The following is a 17,478-nucleotide window of genomic DNA, read 5'->3' as shown; positions in this document are numbered from 1 at the left end:
TTGTCACAGGAATAACGACCGGGACCTGCAAAAGATACTGGCGGGTCGGCCTAAGCAGAAGCGGCCATTCGGCGGAGTACCCAGGTCCGGACCAGGCCGGCGCTGACTCCGGAGAGTGCCAGAACGGCCACCAGCATGGGCCAGTCCAACCCGTTCGTGTGAGAGTTGCCGTCGGTCGGTAACGCCTCGGCCTGCCCGGCGTTCTGCACACCCGCGCTGCCCGACGCCGGGCCGGCCGGATTCGAGAGGCCGTACTGCGGCTGGTAACCCGGGATCTGGCTGCCGTACCGCAGCGCGGGCGACGGGCTGAACAGGCCGGCCATCGCCATCGGGATGTTGCTGTAGTCGCGCATCGGCGCGTAACCGGTGCTGTAGCCGAAGGGCAGGCTGGTGAAGTTCGGGAACAGCGTCGAGAGCGGGCCGGCCCCGCCGCCGCCGCCGGACGACGGCAGCAGCGGGCTGTTCACTCCCGGAATCGGGCTCTGACCCGCGGGTGCGCCACCCTGCGGAGCGCCACCGTTCGGCGGCTGCTGCGGGCTGCCGCCGGGGCCGGGGTTCTGCGGCGCGGCCTTGCCGCCGCTGAGCGCGTTGCCGAGGTCGCCGGTGGACTTGCTGAGTCCGTTGGTGGTGCCCTGGACCGCCTGGTTGACCGCGCTCGCGGCCGGGGCGCCGAGCACCGGAACCGGCGCGACCACGGTGTCGACCACCTTCACGGTGACCTGGCACAGCCCGCCGAGCAGTCCGCCGACGAGGCTGGTCAGTCCGTCCGTCACGGTCTTCAAGCCGAAGGGTGTGGAAACGACGTCGCCGGGCTTGACCGTGACGGTGTCCCCGCATTTCGCGGTGACGGTGTCCGCTGAAGCGGTGCCGGGAGCGGCGAAAACGGCCGAGCCCGCCAGTACGAAGGCGGCGGCCCCCACCGCGGTGGCCCTCCGTGTTCGATGCTGCATGGTCGTCGACCCCTTCGCCGCATCCCGCCGAACTCTCTTCCCAGGACAACGACGGTAACGAAAACGAGTGACGCCCGCTCAGCCACCGATGTCAGGCATTCGGGTGGAAGCGGGCGTCACTCGTGGTGAACGGGAAAGCTGGATCAGGCGGGCTTGCGGCGCAGCCACGCGCGCACCAGCGCCGCGGCGACGATCGCCAGCGCGAGCACCGCGATCAGCATCGGCAGCCGCGCCGGCGGCGCCACGGCGGGCAGGGCCTGCGCGCTGCCGGACTTCTTCTCGTCGACCGTCGGCGGCTGGTCCGGCACCTTGCCGGGGATGACCTGGGTGATCACCGGCGCCTGGACGAAGCTGGCGGGCAGCATCGCGGCGTTGGTGAAGACACCCGAGATGGAGTCGAGGCCGGACAGCACGTCGCCGGGGCCGGTGGCCACCGGGTCGAGGCTGCTGCCCCCGGGGTTCGGGTTGCCCGGTGAACCGCCCGGCGGCGTGCCGGGGGGTGAACCACCCGGGGGTGTGCCCGGCGGGGTGCCACCGGGGGGCGTGCCCTGGACATTGCCGAGCAGCCCCTGCGTGGTGTTGCCGACGCCGTTGGCCGCGCCCTGCACCAGCGGGCAGACGGTGTTGCTCGCCGCGTCGCCCACGACCGGGACCTCGCCGACGCCCAGCGCGCGGACGGTGTCACCGACCGGCAGGTTCAGCAGGTTGTTCTGGCCGTCGGCCTGCTTCGACTTCGAGTCGAGGCCGACGGTGAGCCGGTTCGGCGCGTTGAGCGGGGCGCCCGCATCGACGGTCAGGCCCTGGCCGGGCTTGCCGTTCTGCAGGGTGGCCGGGCAGTCGCCGCCGACCGTGGGGCTGGTGTCCGCGGCTGCCGTCCCCGGCAGTGCGATCGCGGCGGACAGGACCGGTACCGCGGCGGCGATCCCCAACGCGGTGATCCGGGCGGCGTTCTTCCCCATACAAGCCCTCCGTCGGCCCGAGCTGGATCACGGAACGCGCTCACGCTACTCCACGAGCGTGACGAACTGGGGCGTCAGGTGAGGATTCACTCGGGGGTAGCGTGCTCGCATGAAGATTGGCGCCCATGTCCGTGACGACGATCCGCTCACCGCCGTCGCCGAGCGAGAAGCCGAGGTCGTCCAGTTTTTCCTCTCTGACCCGCAAGGATGGAAGGCGCCGAAGCCGCATCCGCACGGCGAGGCGATCAAGGCGGCGCCCGTCGAGGTGTTCATCCACGCGCCCTATCTGATCAACGTCGCGTCGCTGAACAACCGCATTCGCATCCCATCCCGTAAGAACGTCACGCAGCACGCTTCCGGCGCGGCCGAGATCGGCGCGAAGGGGCTCATCGTGCACGGCGGTCACGTCACCGCCGGGGACGACGTCGAGGCGGGTTTGGCCAACTGGCGCAAGCTGTTCGAGCGCGAGGCCGAAAAGGGCGGCTTCGCCGTGCCGATCCTGATCGAGAACACCGCGGGCGGCGACAACGCGATGACCCGCGAGCTCGACGTGATCGCGCGGCTCTGGGACCAGGTCGGCGAGTTCGGCGCGGGCTTCTGCTTCGACACCTGCCACGCCTACGCCGCGGGCTGGGACCTGGCCGACGCCGTCGAGAAGGTCAAGGCCATCACCGGCCGCATCGACCTGGTGCACCTCAACAACTCCCGCGACGAGTTCGGCTCCAACCGCGACCGTCACGCCAACGTGGTCGACGGCGACGGCACGATCGAACCCGAGCTGCTCGCGGAGGTCGCGCGCCAGGCCGGCGCCCCCGTGGTGGTCGAGACCCCGGGCGACGGGCAGGCCGCGGACATCGCCTACCTGCGCAAACACGCCAGCTGAGGCAAAGGCCGTTAAGGCCTCCTTACCCGCGTGGGACGCGGGTAAGGAGGCCTTAACGGCCTTTCAGGTTCGCGGGGGTGCGGCGTGCGCGGCGCGTGAGGGGCTGCGGAACCCCGGCAGCCGTACGCGGTCGCGGGTGCGTTCCAGGACGCCGCCGGCCGGGTCGTCGTCGCCGGAGAGGCGGACGAGGTCGGTGCGGGGGCGGTAGACCTCGCGGATCACCAGCACGCACAGGCCGATGACGGCGAGGTCGCGCACGACCACCGTGCCCAGGAACCAGCCCTCCGGCAGTCCCTTGTGGTCGGTGCCGAGGTAGTAGAACATCCGCGGCGCCCAGACCAGCGCGTCGATCACCATCCAGCCGAGCAGCAGGCGCCAGCGCGGGATCGCGAGCACCGCCAGCGGCACCAGCCACAGCGAGTACTGCGGGCTCCACACCTTGTTCGTCAGCAGGAACGCCGCCACCACGAGGAACGCGAGCTGCCCGAGCCGCGGCCGCCGCGGGGCGGTCAGGCCGATGTACGCGATTCCCGCGCAGCAGGCCAGGAACAGCGCCGCGACCACGGCGTCGAGCCACACCGGCGTCTGTCCTTTTTGGAGCAAGCCGTCGAAGCCGGTCCAGCCGGTGGCGTAGGAGAAGGCGTTGTAGAGCGAGTCCGGGTCCATCGGCCGCAGCGTGTTGAGCCGGAAGAACTCCCACCAGCCGCGGGTCGCGACGAGGATGAACGGGACGTTCACGACCAGCCAGGCGAGCACGGTGAACAGCGCCGTTTTACCCCACGCGCGCAGCTTCCCCGCGCGTAGGCAGAGCACGAAGAGGACCCCGAGCAACAGCAGCGGGTACAGCTTCGTGGCCGCGCCGAGGCCGAGCAGCACGCCGGCCACCTCCGGGCGTCTGCGCGACCAGGCGAGCAGGCCGGCGGCGGTGAAGGCCGTGGCGATGGCGTCGAAGTTCGTGAACGCGTGCACGAACACCAGCGGTGAGGCCGCCACCAGCAACGCGTCCCACGGCCGGCGTTTCATCGTGCGGCCCGTCGCCCACACCGTGACCAGCCAGGCGAGCGCGAGCCAGAACGCGGAGATGTTGAAGTAGATCGCCACCGGCAGCGCGCCCGGCAGCCAGCCGGAGTCGGCGACCGAGAGCCAGCCCGCCGCCAGCTTCGCGTTGACCCATTGGAAGAGCCCGCTGACCACCGGGTACTCCATGTACCGGGTCTGGTTCTCCGCCGTCTGCGTGTCCTCTTTCCACGAGGAGACGTACGGGAACGTGTGCGGGTCGTTCAGCCGCTCGGAGCTGTAGAGCGGGACGATGTCGGAGTAGCACATCGCGACGAACGGGCGCCCGGCCCGCCAGTCGAGCTGGTTGGCGCCGCTGGAGTCGGTGTACTGCTGGATGCACGAGGCCTTGCCGAACCAGCAGATCACCAGCGCCAGCATCGCGACCGCGAGGCCGACGCGCTGTGGTGACCAGAACCAGTGCCTGCCGACCGCGGCGTGCTCGCCGAGCGGGCCGCCCAGGGGTCTCGTCGCCGCGGCCGCCAGCGGGTCGGTCCAGCTGGGCACTATCCGCTCGGCTGGGGTCAGCGTGCGGGGAGCCGCGTCCGGCTCTTCGTCGGTGGCTTGGTCGGGCACGCCGCGGATGTTATCGGTATGCAGGTCAGCAGCCTGTCATTTCGGCGTTTCGTAGAACCCGGCAAGCACCTCGAATGCCCCACCCAGGGCCACGGCGTCCTCGCTCAAGGTGCTCAGCTCGACGTCGATCCGCTGCCAGTGCGGCACCGGCAGCAGTTCGCGCAGCTCACCGGCGACGGTGTCGCGGTAGACCTCCGGGGCGGCGCGCACGGCGCGGCCGAACAGCACGATGCGCTCCAGGTCGAGCACCTGGACCAGGTCGGCGAGCCCGATGCCGAGCAGCCGCGCGGCCTCCTCCGTGGTGGCCGCCGAGTTGTGCATGACCTCGACGCAGCCGCGCCGGCCGCACGCGCAGCGCGGGCCTTCGTAGGAAATCGTGGTGTGGCCGAACTCACCGGCGTTCGTGCGCGGCCCGCGGTAGACGCGCCCGTCGACCAGCAGCCCGACGCCGATGCCGGTGCCCACGAGCACCACGGCCGTGGTGCTCGGAGCGTTTTCCGGCCAGGCGTGGGCGAAGGCCGCGGAATTGGTGTTCTTGTCGAGCGTCACGGGCAGGCCGGTGCGCTCGGCCAGCAGGTCACGCAGGGGAACGTCGTGCCAGCCGGGCATGTTCGTCGCGTCGCGGACGCGGCCCTCGAGGTGGTCGAGGGGGCCAACCGCGCCGACGCCGAGGCCCAGCACCCGCGCCGGGTCGACGTCGGCGAGCAGCTCGCGCGCCGCGCCGGCGAGCGCGGTGACGGCCTGCTCGGGGGTGAAGCCGACGGGCAGCGGGCCCTCCACGACGTCCTCGACGCCACCGGCCAGGTCGGTGCGCAGCATGCGGAACTCGTCGCGGTCCAGCTGGGCGCCGAGGGCGCACCGCGCCGACGGCCGGATGCGCAGCAGCGTGCGCGGCTTGCCGACGCGCGTGGACGGCTGGCGCTCGACGTCCAGCAGCTCCGTCTCGAGCAGGTCGGCGACGATTTTCGACACGGCCTGCTGAGTCAGCCCACTGCGTTCGGCGAGTTCCACCCGGCTGAGGCCGCCGGAGCGCAGAATGTGGCCGAGCAGCAACGTTCTGTTGAGCTGGCGCAGCCCGCGCAGGTTGACCCCGGTTTCCGTCATGCGGTGATCTTCGCAGAGGTGGCTAGTTTCGCAACAGTGTTGTTTAATAGGCGGCATGGCTGATGACTTACGAGTGGGGATCCTCGGCTACGGCATCGGCGGCCGCGTCTTCCACGCGCCGCTCGTGGCGGCGACCCCGGGTTTGGCGCCGGCGGCGATCGTCACCTCGAACCCGGAACGGGCCGCGCAGGCCCAGGCCGAGTACCCGCGGGCCGAGGTGATTCCCGGCCCGGACGAGTTTTTCGCCCGCGCGGGTGAGCTGGACCTGGTGGTGGTCAGCACCCCGAACCGGACGCACGTGCCGCTCGCCCTGCGCGCGATCGAGCTGGGCCTGCCCGTGGTGGTGGACAAGCCGTTCGCGCCGACCGCCGCCGAGGCGTCGCAGGTCGTCGCCGCGGCGAAGGCCAAGGGCGTCGGGCTGACGGTGTTCCAGAACCGCCGCTGGGACTCGGACTTCCTGACCGTGCGCAAGGTGATCGAGTCCGGCCGCCTCGGCGACGTCTTCCGCTTCGAGTCGCGTTACGACCGCTGGGTGCCGAAGGTCAAGGACAACTGGCGCGAGTTCGGCGACCCCGCCGAAGCCGGTGGCCTGCTCTACGACCTGGGCGCGCACATCGTCGACCAGGCGGTGCAGCTGTTCGGGCCGGTCGCCGAGGTGTACGCGGAGGCCGACCGCCGCCGCCCCGGCGTGGCCGTGGACGACGACGTGTTCGTCGCGCTGCACCACACCAACGGCGTCCGCTCGCACCTGTGGGCCTCCGCGCTCGCCGCGACGCGCAACCCGCGCTTCCGCCTGCTGGGCGACCACGCGACGTTCACCAAGTACGGCCTCGACGTGCAGGAGCCCCAGATCAAGGCCGGCCTCCGCCCCGGCGACGAGGGCTGGGGCGTCGAACCGGCCGCCGACGCGGGCACGCTCGGCGTCGACGACGGCACCGAAACCGTGCCCACCGAGGTCGGCCGCTACCAGGATTTCTACGCCCAGGTCCGAGACGCCCTGCGCGGCGAGGCGGCCTTCCCGGTCGACCCGGCGAGCGCCGTCGCGACCCTGCGCGTGATCGAGGCCGCGCACCGCTCGGCCGCGGAGGCCCGCGTGATCAGCCTGTCCGACGGCTGACCCAGTACCGGCCGTGGTCCTGGTGACCCACCCCCAGCGCCGGGACCACGGCTTCCTCGCAGAAAGGCGCCCCCACCGGAAATTCCGGTGGGGGCGCCTTTCTGCCTATTCGTTGCCGGGGTCAGGCGGTCCTCCCGTGTCGGGCGGGCCGTTGGTCTGGCTGTGTTTCGGGGGCTTCGGGGTGTGCGCGGGCTGGGACGGGTTGTTGCTCTCGTTCGGGTCACCCGTGGAGTGGTTGTCCGGGCTGTCCGGGTTGCCGGTCGGTCCGTTCCCGTCGCCCTCGTCCGGCGGCGGGGTGGCGGTGTCGGACGCGCCCTCGGACGGCGGCGCGGCGTCTCCGATGAGGGGCACGTCGTCGAACTTCTCGCTCGGTTTGCCCGCGAGGTAGGTGTTCATGAACTTCTGCCACATCGGGCCCGCGATCGTGGAGCCGAAGATCGGCGAGTTGCCCTTGCCGTGCAGGTTCTGGTCGCCGTCCGCGCCGACCCAGGCCGCCACCGAGACCGACGGGGTGTAGCCGACCATCCAGGTCTGCGCGTTCGCGTCGGCGGACCAGGCCGGCTCGCTCGCGCGCTTCGTGTGCTGCTGCGTGCCGGTCTTGCCGGCGCACTCGTGGCCCGACGGGCACTTCAGGTGCGAGAAGTCGATCACCGGCTTCAACGCCTTGGTCACGTTGCCCGCGATCTGCTTGCTCAGACCCGCATCGTTGCTCGCGAACGCCGGCTTGCCCGCGCTCGGAGCGGCTTCGTAGGCGATCTCGTTCTGCGCGTTCGTCACCTTGAGCACGAAGTGCCGGTCGCGCTGGACGCCGTTCGCCGCGAACGTCGAGTAGCCCGCCGCCATGTCGGCCGGGGTGATCCGGGTGTCGCCACCGCCGAGGGAGATGTTGTTGTCCTTGGTGGAGATCTCGGACTTGCCGCCGTCACTGGTGAGGCGGACGCCGGCCTCCTGCGCGGCTTGCTGCACCGGGACCTGGTGGGTGACGTTCAGGACCATGTCGTAGAACACCGTGTTCGCCGAGCGCATCATCGCCTCGGAGACCGTGCAGTGGTCCGAACAGCTGCTGCTCGGGCCGGCGTTGCGGACCTTGCGGCCGTCGAACACCCGGTTGTTCGTCCCGTCGAACGTCGAGTTGATTCCCCTGCCCATCTTGAGGAACGCGGTGAGGTCGTACGCCTTCATCGACGAGCCCGGGTTCTGCGGGGTGTCCGCCCAGTCTCGCGCGGCCTGCTTCTGGCCGTTCACGTCGATGGTCACCGGGCCGCCGTAGTAGGCCAGCACGCCGCCGGTCTTCGGGTCGATCGCCACCAGCGCGTCGAGCAGGCGGTCGTCCACCTGGTCCTTCAACGCGTCGGTCGCCGCCTGCTGGGCCGCGTCCTGCGCCTTCTTGTCGATCGTGGTCTGCACGGTGTAGCCGCCGGAGTAGTACTTCTCGGGCGGGATCCCGTGCTGGGCCATCTCGTCCTTCACCTGGTCGGAGATGAACTGGTACGGCGCGCCGGAGTCGCCCTTCGAGTCCGCCAGCGGGATCGGCGTCGGGAACTGCGCGCTCGAGCGCTGCGCCTGGGTGATGTAGTGGTTCTCCAGCATGCGGTCGAGCGCCGTGTTCCAGCGGGCGGTGGCCACCTTCGGGTTATCCGCTCGGCCGGGCTGCTGGATCAGGCCCGCGAGCAGCGCCGCCTGGGAGTAGTCGAGCTGGCTGACGTCCTTGTGGAAGAAGGCCTGAGACGCCGCGCCGATCCCGTACGCCCCGCGTCCGAAGTAGATGATGTTCAGGTACGCGGTGATGATGTCCTGTTTTTCGTACGTCTGGTTCATCTTGAAGGACTTGGCCAGCTCGGTCCACTTGCGGGTGAGCGTGGGCGCGTCGTTGTCCGTGGCCTTCTTGATGTACTGCTGCGAGATCGTGGAGCCACCACCGGTGCCGGCGGTCACCTGGTTGTAGACCGCGCGCAGGATGCCCGTGACGTCGAAGCCGGAGTTGGTCTCGAACGACGAGTCCTCCGTCGCGATCACCGCGTGCTTCACGACGTCCGGGATCTGTTGCGGGGTAAGGATCTGCCGGTTGCCGCCGGAGGGCACGTCCTTGCCCATCGCGCTGCCGTCGGCGTAGAGGTAGGTCACGGCCTGGTTCTGCGTCTGGGCAACGCTTTGCGGCGATGGCACGTCGACGGCGAAGTAGGTGATCACGAACGCGATCGCCGGGATCACGATGAACAGGCCGACAAACGCGTACAGCGAGCGCCGGATGATCTTCCAGCGGCGCTTCTTGCGCTGCGCGGGCGTGAGGACCGGTCTGCCCTTGGCGTCGAGTTCCGGCTCTTCGGGGTAGACGTCGTCGGGGTCCAGCGGGTCGTAGTCCGCCGCGCCGTTGTAGTCCCGGTTGTAGTCCACCGTGCCGTTGTGCACGTGGTGGGTCATCAGCTCGGGCTCGCGGCGCGGCCCCTGCGGCGGCGGCCCGGGACGGCGGCCGCCCGGCGGCGGCTGCCGGAAGCCGGGCGGCGGGGTGCCGGGCCGGTTCGGCTGCGCTTCGGGCCGGTTCGGCTGCGCCCGCGGCGGCCGGGGGCCCGGGTTCCGCGGCGGCGGGTTCTGGGGGTGCCCGCCCGGATTACGGGCCCAGGGCGGCGTTCCCTGGCCTCCGGCGGGGGGCTGACGCCGCGGGTCCGGATCCCGGTCGGGCCACGATCGGGTGCGGTCGTCGTTCACGTGCGGATCCTCCGTCAGGATTCGGGCGTGCTGCGGGCGCAGTGCCCCTCTCCTGGAGAGGACGCGCGTCGATGGGGGCAGGTTCACTCACCCGCGCGACTCTTCCGATGTGTGCCCGATCGCACACACTGCGGCGTCACCGGCCCCGGACGTGCGAAGGCTCCCCCTCCAACGAGAAGAGGGGGAGCCTTCGCAGGTCAAAGCCCGGGCGCTACCCGGTCGGGCCTCTCGGTGGCTTGCCACCGGCCCCGAGTCCGTTGCCGCCGCCGCCCGGCGGGACGGGATTGCCACCACCGCCGAACCACGTCGGACGGGTCGGGGACGTGGTCTCGCTCTTGGTCGCGGACGTCGAGGGCGCCGAGGTGGACGTCGAGGGTTCGCTCGGCGGCGGGGAGTCGGTGGTCGTCGCCACCCGGCTGCTCTGCGTGGTCGACGGGACCACCGTGTCCGCGTCCTTGCCGATCGGCTGGACCTTGTCGAACTTCTCCGCCGGCTTGTCCTTGAGGTAGTCCGTCATGAAGTCCTGCCACGTCGGACCGGCGATCGTCTTACCGAAGATCGGCTTGTCGTTCTTGTCGTGCAACGGCTTGTTGCCGTCACCGCCGACCCACACCGCGACCGAGATGGACGGTGTGTAGCCCACCATCCAGGTCTGGGCGTTGCGCTCGTTGTACGACTTCGGCACGTTCTTCCCGGTCGGGTCGAACTGCTGCGTACCGGTCTTGCCGGCGCACTCGTGCCCCGTCGGGCACTTCAGGTTCGACTCCTTGATCACGGGGCCGAGCGCGTCGGTGACGTTGCCCGCGATCTGCTGGCTCTTCTGCGCGTCGGAGTCGAACGCCGGCTTGCCCTGGTCGGTGGTCTCGTCGAACTCCACCTCGTCCTGGGCGTTCGTCAGCTTCGCGACGAAGTGCTGCTGGTGCCGGACGCCGCCGGAGGCGAAGCTCGAGTAGCCCGCGGCCTGGTCCTCCGGGGTCAGAGCCGTCTCACCACCGCCGAGCGCGATGTTGGCGTCGTTGATGCCCAGCCGGGCCTTGCCGTTCGGGGCCGCCTGGACGCCGGCCTCCTTCGCGGCCGCCGCGACCGGCGCCGGGTGGGTCACGTTCAGCACCATGTCGTAGAACACGGTGTTGGCCGAGACCTCCATGGCCTTCTTGACCGTGCACTGCGGGCCGCAGCTGGAACTCTCACCCGCGTTGCGGACGACGCGGCCGCCGAGCGTCCGGTAGTTGGTCCCGTCGAACACCTCGCCGAGGCCCTTGCCCATCTTGAGGAACGCGGTGAGGTCGTAGGGCTTCATCGACGAACCCGGGTTCTGTGGCGTGTTCGCCCAGTCCGTGGCCACCTGGTCCTTGCCGTTGCTGTCCTTCACCGTGGACGGGCCGCCGTAGTAGGCGATCACCCCGCCCGTTCTCGGGTCGACGGCGACCAGCGCTCCCAGCAAGTCCGGGTCGGTCTGGCCCTTCATGTTGTCCTGCACGGACTGGGCCGCCAGGTTCTGCGCGGCCGGGTCGATCGTGGTGTAGATCTTCGCGCCCGAGGCGTACAGCTTGTCCTCGTCGTAGCCCTTGGCCGCCAGCTCGGCCAGGATCCGCTGCTGGATGTGGTAGTCCAGCGTGGCGTTGTCCTTCTCCTTCTGCGAGCCCTTCGGGATCAGCGTCGGGAAGGTCGCGGCGGCGCGGTCGGCCTGCGAGAGCCAGTGGTTCTGCACCATCTGGTCGAGCACATAGGTCCAGCGCTTCTTGGCGTAGGTCTGGTCCTCCGACTTGCTCGGCCCCTGGATCAGGCCCGCGAGCAGCGCGGCCTCCGACGGGTTGAGCTGGGCGACGTCCTTGCCGTAGTACGCCTTCGACGCCGCGGCGATGCCGTTCGCGCCGCGTCCGAAGTAGACGATGTTGAGGTAGCCGGTGATGATGTCCGACTTGGACGTCGTGTTGTTGAGCTTGAACGACTTCGCCAGCTCGGTCCACTTACGGGTCAGCGTGGGCGCGTCGTTCGCCGTGGCCTGCTTGATGTACTGCTGCGAGATCGTCGAGCCACCGCCGGTGCCGCCGGTGACCTGGTTGAACGCCGACCGCGCGATGGCCATGACGTTGAACCCGGAGTTGGTCTCGAAGGTGGCGTCCTCCGCCGAGTACACAGCGTGCTTCACCACGTCCGGCACCTGGTTCGGCTGCAGCAGCTCGCGGTCGCCGCCCTCGGGGATGTTGCGGCCCATCACCGTGTTGTTGGCGTACAGGAAGGTGATCGGCTGGCTCTGCAACGCCTTGACGTCCTGCGGGGAAGGAACCTTCACCGAGAAGTACGTGATGACGAACGCGATCGCCGGAACCACCACGAACAGGCCGAACATGGCGTAGAGGACGCGCCGGATGATCTTCCAGCGGCGTTTCTTGCGCTGCTTCGGCGTCAGCGGCGGCTTGATCGGGTTGCCGTCCTCGTCGAGCTCCGGCTCGTCCTCGAAGTCCTCGTCGTCGGCGTACTGCGCGTACTGGTGGTCTTCGTCGTACCGGTCGTCATAGCGATCGTCGTACGGGTCGTAGCCGAAGGCGTCGTTGGTGCCGTCGTGCACCGCGTGCGTGATCAGCTGCGGCTCGCGGTCCGGGTAGGCCGGGTCCTGGTAGGCCGGTGGGGGCGGCAGCGGCGCGGGCCGTCCCCCCTGCGGCGGACGGCGGTGCGGGCCGGACGGGCCGCCGGGGCCCTGACCACCCGGGCCGCCGGGGCCCTGACCCGGCGGTGGCGCCTGGCGGAAGCCCTGCGTCTGGCCGTTCGGGCCCGGCGGGCGGTTGCCAGGGGGTGGCGGCGGCTGGCGGCGCGCGGGCATGCCGGACTGGGTCCGCCCGTCCGGCGGGGCCGGGGGACGCTGCGGCGGCTGGCGGCGCGGGGCCTCGTCGGACCCGGGCCACTGCGGTTCGTCGCCGTTCGGCCAGTCGGGACCGCCGCCGTTCGCGGCCGGACGGCGGGGAGCGCCGTTGCCGCGGGGCGGGTTCTGGGGGGCCCGGGGACGACGGGGGGCGTCCTCGCCCGGCCAGGCGGGACCGGGGTCTTCGCCCGGCCATTGGGCACGGCGAGGTGCATCTGGCTCCTGGCCGGGCCAGGAGCGGTTGCGATCGTCGGTCACGAATGGGCCTCCCAGGCCGGCGTCCGGGGACACGCCGCCCTGCGCTCTGCAGCGGTTGTGGTACTCGTCACTGGCCCGCGGTCCTTCGCGGCCGGGTGGGCTGGGGCTCAGCCGTGCCGAGGACGTAGGACAGGACCAGGTGATTCCAGTGGCACGTCCGGCACACTTCCACGTCGTAGACGGTGAACTCGCCGAACATCCCCGCCATGCGGGTCAGCTCGTCGGGTGTCCTCGCCGATCCCGAGACGTGCTTGAGCTCGTCGCCGTAGACCCAGGACACCAGGGTCAGCGGCGTCCGGCGGCACATCGGGCAGGCCCGCTCTTCCGGCCTGCCGTGGAACTTCGCCGCGCGGAGCAGGTACGGGGTCGCGTCGCACACCTCATGGTCGCCGACGCGCCCGGAGCGGACGCCGGCCAGCAGCGCTCTGCGCTGTAAGGCGTAGTCCACGACCTGCCGCTGGTTTCGCACGAAGGACAGAGTACGGGCTCTTGCTGTGTGCGTGGTGCCCCCTGCACGAGGCCACCGTCGGCGATCGGTCGGACACGCCGGTGATTCCATAACTGTCTGATGAATTTCGCCCCGCTCTGACCTCGAACGGGGGTTAGTTCCGCCACTTCGATGTATCGGCGCGATATAGTTGCCCAGTAGGTTTACCGAGCCGATCGACGTTGAGGCCAACGTCGGCGGTCGTGGTTTGTTCCCGTGAGGGGGTGCGGAGTGCTCGAGCTCGCGATCCTCGGGTTGCTGCACGAGGCGCCCATGCACGGGTACGTGCTGCGCAAGCGTTTGCACGAGACGCTCGGGACACTCCGGACGTTCTCGTACGGCTCGCTGTACCCGACCCTGCGTCGGTTGCTGCGGGCCGGCTACCTCGTCGAGGAGCTGGACGAGGCGGACGACCGGGCCTGGTCCCGGCGCGGCCGCCGCGTCTACAAGCTCACCGCCGAGGGCAAGGAGCGGTTCGCGGAGCTGCTCGGCGACGCGGGTCCGACGACCTGGGACGACGAGGGGTTCGGCGTCCACCTCGCGTTCTTCTCGCGGACACCGGCTGACGTCAGGATGCGCATCCTGGAGGGCCGGCGCCGCCGCGTGGAGGAGCGTCGTGAGGGTTTGCGCGACGCGCTGGGCCGAGCCGAGGAGAAGATCGACCGCTACACCCGCGAGCTGCACCGGCTGGGGCTGGAGACCAGCGAGCGGGAGGTGCGCTGGCTCAACGAGCTGATCGCGCACGAACAAGCCGAGCAGCGTGACCCGCAGGAGTAGGGCGCGCCGATCGGGCCGCAGCGTGGCGGCAGACCTGCATTGAAGGAACGGATTAAGGAGAAACCGGCATGGGCGAGAACCGCCGCGTTCGGGTGGCCATCGTGGGCGTCGGCAACTGCGCCTCGTCGCTGGTCCAGGGTGTTCAGTACTACCGCGAAGCGGATCCCGGCACGCGCGTGCCCGGTTTGATGCACGTCCAGTTCGGCGAGTACCACGTGCGTGACATCGAGTTCGTCGCCGCGTTCGACGTGGACGCGAAGAAGGTCGGCCGCGACCTCTCGGAGGCCATCTTCGCCAGCGAGAACAACACGATCAAGATCGCCGACGTGCCGCCGCTGGGCGTCACGGTGCAGCGCGGGCACACCTACGACGGCCTCGGCCGCTTCTACCGCGAGACGATCGAGGAGTCCGACGAGACGCCGGTCGACTTCGTCGCGGCGCTGCGCGAGGCGCGCGTCGACGTGCTCGTCTCTTACCTGCCCGTCGGCTCCGAAGAGGCCGACAAGTTCTACGCGCAGGCCGCGATCGACGCCGGTGTGGCGTTCGTGAACGCGCTGCCGGTCTTCATCGCTTCGGACCCGGAGTGGGCGAAGAAGTTCACCGACGCGGGCGTCCCGATCGTCGGCGACGACATCAAGTCCCAGGTCGGCGCCACCATCACGCACCGCGTGCTGGCGAAGCTGTTCGAGGACCGCGGCGTGCAGCTCGACCGCACGATGCAGCTCAACGTGGGCGGGAACATGGACTTCCTGAACATGAAGGAGCTGGAGCGGCTCGAGTCGAAGAAGATCTCGAAGACCCAGTCCGTCACGTCGCAGATCGACCGCGAGCTCGGCAAGGGCAATGTCCACATCGGACCGTCGGACTACGTGCAGTGGCTCGACGACCGCAAGTGGGCCTACGTCCGCCTCGAGGGCCGCGCCTTCGGTGACGTCCCGCTGAACCTGGAGTACAAGCTCGAGGTCTGGGACTCGCCGAACTCCGCGGGCATCATCATCGACGCCGTGCGCGCCGCGAAGATCGCGCTGGACCGCGGCATCGGCGGCCCGATCCTGTCGGCTTCCTCGTACTTCATGAAGTCGCCGCCGGAGCAGTACGACGACTCCACCGCCCGCGACGCCGTGGACAAGTTCATCAGCGGTGAGCTGGAGCGCTGACGCTCCGCTGCTTTTGGTCCCTGAAGGCCACCATGAGGGCATATACGTCCCTCATGGTGGCCTTCAGGGCTTTGCTGCTTTGCGTTCAGCCGCCGAGGGTGGCAGGTAGGTCCCGGATGTCGGTGACCACCGCGGTCGCTTTCGCGAGCACCGCCGGGTCCGGCGGGAAGTGCGGGTTCGGCACCGCGTACACGGCCATGCCCGCCGCGAGGGCGGAACGCAGGCCGTTTGTCGTGTCCTCCACGGCGGCGCAGGTTTCCGGGGCGACGCCCAGCAGCGACGCGGCGCGCAAATAGACATCTGGCGCGGGTTTTCCAGCGCCGACTTCTTCGCTCGACACCGCGACCGGGACCAGCTCCGCCAGGTCGCACGCGTCCACGAAGGCGCGGATCAGCACGGGCGGCGACGAGCTGGCGATCGCGACCGGCCGGCGTGCGGCGACCGCGCGGACGGCGTCCGCCGCGCCGTTGATGACCGGCGGGCCTGAGGCGTACCGCTTGGCCATCTCCTCGACCACCACGCGAGCGATCTCTTCCGGCGTCAGCCGCGCGCCGAGCGAGTCCACCAGGTACGAAGCCCACTCCGGCGTGCTCATGCCCTGCTGCGCCCGCGTCGCCTCGGGAAGCCAGGTGCCGCCGTGCTCGGCGACGACCGCGCGGCGCACCTCGTCCCAGGTCCGCTCGGAGTCCACCAGCACGCCGTCGAGGTCGAAGATCACCGCGTCCATGGGCGGCAGCCTAGCCTGTGAGTGGAATTACTTCGCCACCCTAACTAAATTTGTTAGCATAGCTAAGTGACTTCCCCGATCGTCGACCTCGCGCGACGGCTCCGCCCGGTCGTCTTCCGGCTGTACTACCTGGTCCGCCGCGAGACGCCGCAGGTGCTGACCCTGACACAGGGTTCGGTGCTGGCCGAGCTGGTCGGCGGCGGGCCCAGCCGGATGAGCCGCCTGGCGCGGCTCGAAGGCGTGCGGATGCCGTCGATGACCGACGTCGTCGGACGGCTCGAGCGGCTCGGCATGGTGAGCCGCCGTCCGGACCCGGACGACGGGCGGGCCGTGCTCGCGGAGGCCACCGACGAGGGCCGGCGGTTCTACGCCGAGCTGGTCGCCGCTCGTGAGGAGCAGTTGCGTGAGCGCCTGCTCGGCCTGGACGACGCGGACCGCGCCGCGATCGAAGCCGCCCTCCCCGCCCTCACGAAGCTGATCCGCGACTTCCACCGTGAAAACCCGAAGGAGGAACTGATCCGCGATGAGCGCTGAGCACCACTCGAGCCTGCTGGACGCGGTCAAGGGCCAGCCCAAGCAGGTGTGGATCACCGCGTTCGCCGCGGTCATCGCGTTCATGGGCATCGGTCTGGTCGACCCCATCCTGCTGTCCATCGCCAAGGGGCTGGACGCGACGCCGTCCCAGGTCACGCTGCTGTTCACGTCGTATCTGGGCGTGCAGGTGATCGCGATGCTGTTCACCGGCTCGATGTCCGCGCGCTTCGGCGCCAAGCGCACCGTGCTGGTCGGCCTGACGCTGATCGTCGCGGCCACCGCCCTGTGCGCGGCCGCGGGCTCGATCGAGCAGCTCGTCGGGCTGCGCGCGGTTTGGGGCCTTGGCAACGCTTTCTTCATCGCCACCGCGCTCTCGGTGATCGTCGGCGCGGCGACGGGTGGCCAGGGCGGCGCGATCCTGTTGTACGAGGCGGCGCTCGGCGTCGGCCTCTCCGTCGGCCCGCTGCTGGGCGCCCTGCTCGGCACGATCTCGTGGCGCGGCCCGTTTGTCGGCACCGCCGTGCTGATGGCCGGCGCGCTCGTGCTGTGCTCGATCTTCCTGAAGAGCGACTCGCACGAGAAGCGGCCGCCGATCAAGCTGCTCGACCCGATCCGCGCGCTGAAGCACCCGGGCCTGCTCCGGACCTCGCTGGCGTCGGCGCTGTACACCGCGGCGTTCTTCACGGTGCTGGCCTGGTCGCCGTTCGTGCTGGGCTGGAGCGCGATCGCCATCGGGCTGATCTTCTGCGGCTGGGGCCTGTGCGTCGCGGTCGCCGGCGTGGCGCTGGCGCCGAAGCTCGCCGCGCGGTTCGGCGAACGGCACGCGGCCGCGCTCGCCGTGGTCGGCTACACGGTGCTGATGCTGGTGCTGGCCATCCCGGACAAGACGGTGGCCGTGGTCGGGATCATCCTGTCCGGGCTGGTCTCCGGCCTGCTGAACACGCTGTTCACCGGCACCGCGATGTCCATCAGCGACGCGCCGCGCCCGGTCGCCAGCGCGGGGTACAACTTCTGCCGCTGGTTCGGCGGCGCGGTCGCGGCCACGCTCGTCGGGCACATCGCCGACTGGCTCGGCTGGGAGCAGGGCCCGTTTGTCGTCGCGGCGGTGCTCTGCGTGATCGCCGCGGTGCTGCTCTCGCTGCGGGAGAAGAAGGCCGACCCGCACGTGGTGCCGAAGGAGGCCGCGCTCGTCGGCGACGAGGAGTTCTGACCTGGCGCTGACGCTCGGCGATCGCCCCTGGACTGTCCGTCCGGGGGCGATCTTCGTATTCGTCCTGATTGCCGTTAATACACCTTCTGTTCACCTTCTGGTCCGGTTTGGTCG

The 17,478-nt window shown here is 70.1% G+C and carries 14 protein-coding genes; 6 read left to right on the top strand and 8 right to left on the bottom strand.

The window, feature by feature from the left end; all coding sequences use genetic code 11:
• Window positions 1–50 precede the first annotated feature (50 nt).
• Together OG943_RS36350 and OG943_RS36345 are read right to left on the bottom strand one after the other, a co-directional pair.
• Window positions 51–950, bottom strand: a complete 900-nt coding sequence (locus tag OG943_RS36350; protein WP_328605442.1) for a hypothetical protein — start codon at window positions 948–950, stop codon at window positions 51–53.
• A gap of 143 nt (window positions 951–1,093) precedes the next feature.
• A complete protein-coding gene (locus tag OG943_RS36345) occupies window positions 1,094–1,909 on the bottom strand; it encodes a hypothetical protein (protein ID WP_328605441.1) in 816 nt (271 codons plus the stop codon).
• 109 nt (window positions 1,910–2,018) lie between these two features.
• On the opposite strand from OG943_RS36345, the gene OG943_RS36340 reads away from it, so the two are divergent.
• Window positions 2,019–2,792, top strand: a complete 774-nt coding sequence (locus OG943_RS36340; RefSeq protein WP_328605440.1) for a deoxyribonuclease IV — start codon at window positions 2,019–2,021, stop codon at window positions 2,790–2,792.
• Between the two features lie 63 nt (window positions 2,793–2,855).
• Here OG943_RS36340 and OG943_RS36335 read toward each other — a convergent pair whose 3' ends face one another.
• Window positions 2,856–4,424, bottom strand: coding sequence for a glycosyltransferase family 87 protein (locus OG943_RS36335; protein WP_328605439.1), 1,569 nt, complete (start codon window positions 4,422–4,424; stop codon window positions 2,856–2,858).
• A 36-nt stretch (window positions 4,425–4,460) separates the two neighbouring features.
• Entirely contained in the window at window positions 4,461–5,528 is a 1,068-nt protein-coding gene (locus OG943_RS36330) for an ROK family transcriptional regulator (RefSeq protein ID WP_328605438.1), read from the bottom strand.
• Between the two features lie 55 nt (window positions 5,529–5,583).
• Between OG943_RS36330 and OG943_RS36325 the strand changes: the two genes are divergently transcribed.
• On the top strand, window positions 5,584–6,645 hold the full coding sequence (locus OG943_RS36325) for a Gfo/Idh/MocA family oxidoreductase (RefSeq protein ID WP_328605437.1): 1,062 nt from the start codon (window positions 5,584–5,586) through the stop codon (window positions 6,643–6,645).
• A gap of 105 nt (window positions 6,646–6,750) precedes the next feature.
• On the opposite strand, the gene OG943_RS36320 is transcribed toward OG943_RS36325, so the two are convergent.
• The 3 genes from OG943_RS36320 to OG943_RS36310 form a co-directional block, all read right to left on the bottom strand.
• The gene (locus OG943_RS36320) at window positions 6,751–9,351 is read right to left on the bottom strand and encodes a transglycosylase domain-containing protein (protein ID WP_328605436.1); all 2,601 of its coding nucleotides are present in this window, start codon (window positions 9,349–9,351) and stop codon (window positions 6,751–6,753) included.
• Between the two features lie 211 nt (window positions 9,352–9,562).
• Window positions 9,563–12,175: a transglycosylase domain-containing protein gene (locus OG943_RS36315; RefSeq protein ID WP_442874829.1), complete on the bottom strand. Its 2,613-nt coding sequence runs from the start codon at window positions 12,173–12,175 to the stop codon at window positions 9,563–9,565.
• A gap of 364 nt (window positions 12,176–12,539) precedes the next feature.
• Window positions 12,540–12,941: a DUF5318 domain-containing protein gene (locus tag OG943_RS36310; protein WP_328605434.1), complete on the bottom strand. Its 402-nt coding sequence runs from the start codon at window positions 12,939–12,941 to the stop codon at window positions 12,540–12,542.
• A gap of 249 nt (window positions 12,942–13,190) precedes the next feature.
• Between OG943_RS36310 and OG943_RS36305 the strand changes: the two genes are divergently transcribed.
• Together OG943_RS36305 and OG943_RS36300 are read left to right on the top strand one after the other, a co-directional pair.
• Window positions 13,191–13,736 carry a PadR family transcriptional regulator gene (locus tag OG943_RS36305; protein ID WP_328605433.1) on the top strand — a complete coding sequence of 182 codons (546 nt, stop codon included), beginning with the start codon at window positions 13,191–13,193 and terminating at the stop codon, window positions 13,734–13,736.
• A gap of 68 nt (window positions 13,737–13,804) precedes the next feature.
• Window positions 13,805–14,893, top strand: a complete 1,089-nt coding sequence (locus OG943_RS36300) for an inositol-3-phosphate synthase (protein WP_328605432.1) — start codon at window positions 13,805–13,807, stop codon at window positions 14,891–14,893.
• A gap of 85 nt (window positions 14,894–14,978) precedes the next feature.
• On the opposite strand, the gene OG943_RS36295 is transcribed toward OG943_RS36300, so the two are convergent.
• On the bottom strand, window positions 14,979–15,620 hold the full coding sequence (locus OG943_RS36295) for an HAD family hydrolase (protein ID WP_328605431.1): 642 nt from the start codon (window positions 15,618–15,620) through the stop codon (window positions 14,979–14,981).
• A 66-nt stretch (window positions 15,621–15,686) separates the two neighbouring features.
• On the opposite strand from OG943_RS36295, the gene OG943_RS36290 reads away from it, so the two are divergent.
• Both OG943_RS36290 and OG943_RS36285 read left to right on the top strand, forming a co-directional pair.
• Window positions 15,687–16,154, top strand: coding sequence for a MarR family winged helix-turn-helix transcriptional regulator (locus OG943_RS36290; RefSeq protein WP_328605430.1), 468 nt, complete (start codon window positions 15,687–15,689; stop codon window positions 16,152–16,154).
• Window positions 16,144–17,364, top strand: coding sequence for an MFS transporter (locus OG943_RS36285; RefSeq protein ID WP_328605429.1), 1,221 nt, complete (start codon window positions 16,144–16,146; stop codon window positions 17,362–17,364). The genes OG943_RS36290 and OG943_RS36285 overlap by 11 nt, the downstream gene beginning before the upstream one ends.
• Window positions 17,365–17,478: the final 114 nt, after the last annotated feature.

This window comes from Amycolatopsis sp. NBC_00345 (assembly GCF_036116635.1).
In the GTDB taxonomy this organism is placed as follows: Bacteria; Actinomycetota; Actinomycetes; order Mycobacteriales; family Pseudonocardiaceae; genus Amycolatopsis.
This window is presented reverse-complemented; position numbering and strand designations above follow the sequence as displayed.

What these genes read in the sequence shown, in the direction of transcription:
- OG943_RS36350 (WP_328605442.1), bottom strand. Translation starts at nt 950, where the DNA reads ATGCAGCATCGAACACGGAGGGCCACCGCGGTGGGGGCCGCCGCCTTC.
- OG943_RS36345 (WP_328605441.1), bottom strand. Translation starts at nt 1,909, where the DNA reads ATGGGGAAGAACGCCGCCCGGATCACCGCGTTGGGGATCGCCGCCGCG.
- OG943_RS36340 (WP_328605440.1), top strand. Translation starts at nt 2,019, where the DNA reads ATGAAGATTGGCGCCCATGTCCGTGACGACGATCCGCTCACCGCCGTC.
- OG943_RS36330 (WP_328605438.1), bottom strand. Translation starts at nt 5,528, where the DNA reads ATGACGGAAACCGGGGTCAACCTGCGCGGGCTGCGCCAGCTCAACAGA.
- OG943_RS36325 (WP_328605437.1), top strand. Translation starts at nt 5,584, where the DNA reads ATGGCTGATGACTTACGAGTGGGGATCCTCGGCTACGGCATCGGCGGC.
- OG943_RS36315 (WP_442874829.1), bottom strand. Translation starts at nt 12,175, where the DNA reads ATGCCCGCGCGCCGCCAGCCGCCGCCACCCCCTGGCAACCGCCCGCCG.
- OG943_RS36300 (WP_328605432.1), top strand. Translation starts at nt 13,805, where the DNA reads ATGGGCGAGAACCGCCGCGTTCGGGTGGCCATCGTGGGCGTCGGCAAC.
- OG943_RS36295 (WP_328605431.1), bottom strand. Translation starts at nt 15,620, where the DNA reads ATGGACGCGGTGATCTTCGACCTCGACGGCGTGCTGGTGGACTCCGAG.
- OG943_RS36285 (WP_328605429.1), top strand. Translation starts at nt 16,144, where the DNA reads ATGAGCGCTGAGCACCACTCGAGCCTGCTGGACGCGGTCAAGGGCCAG.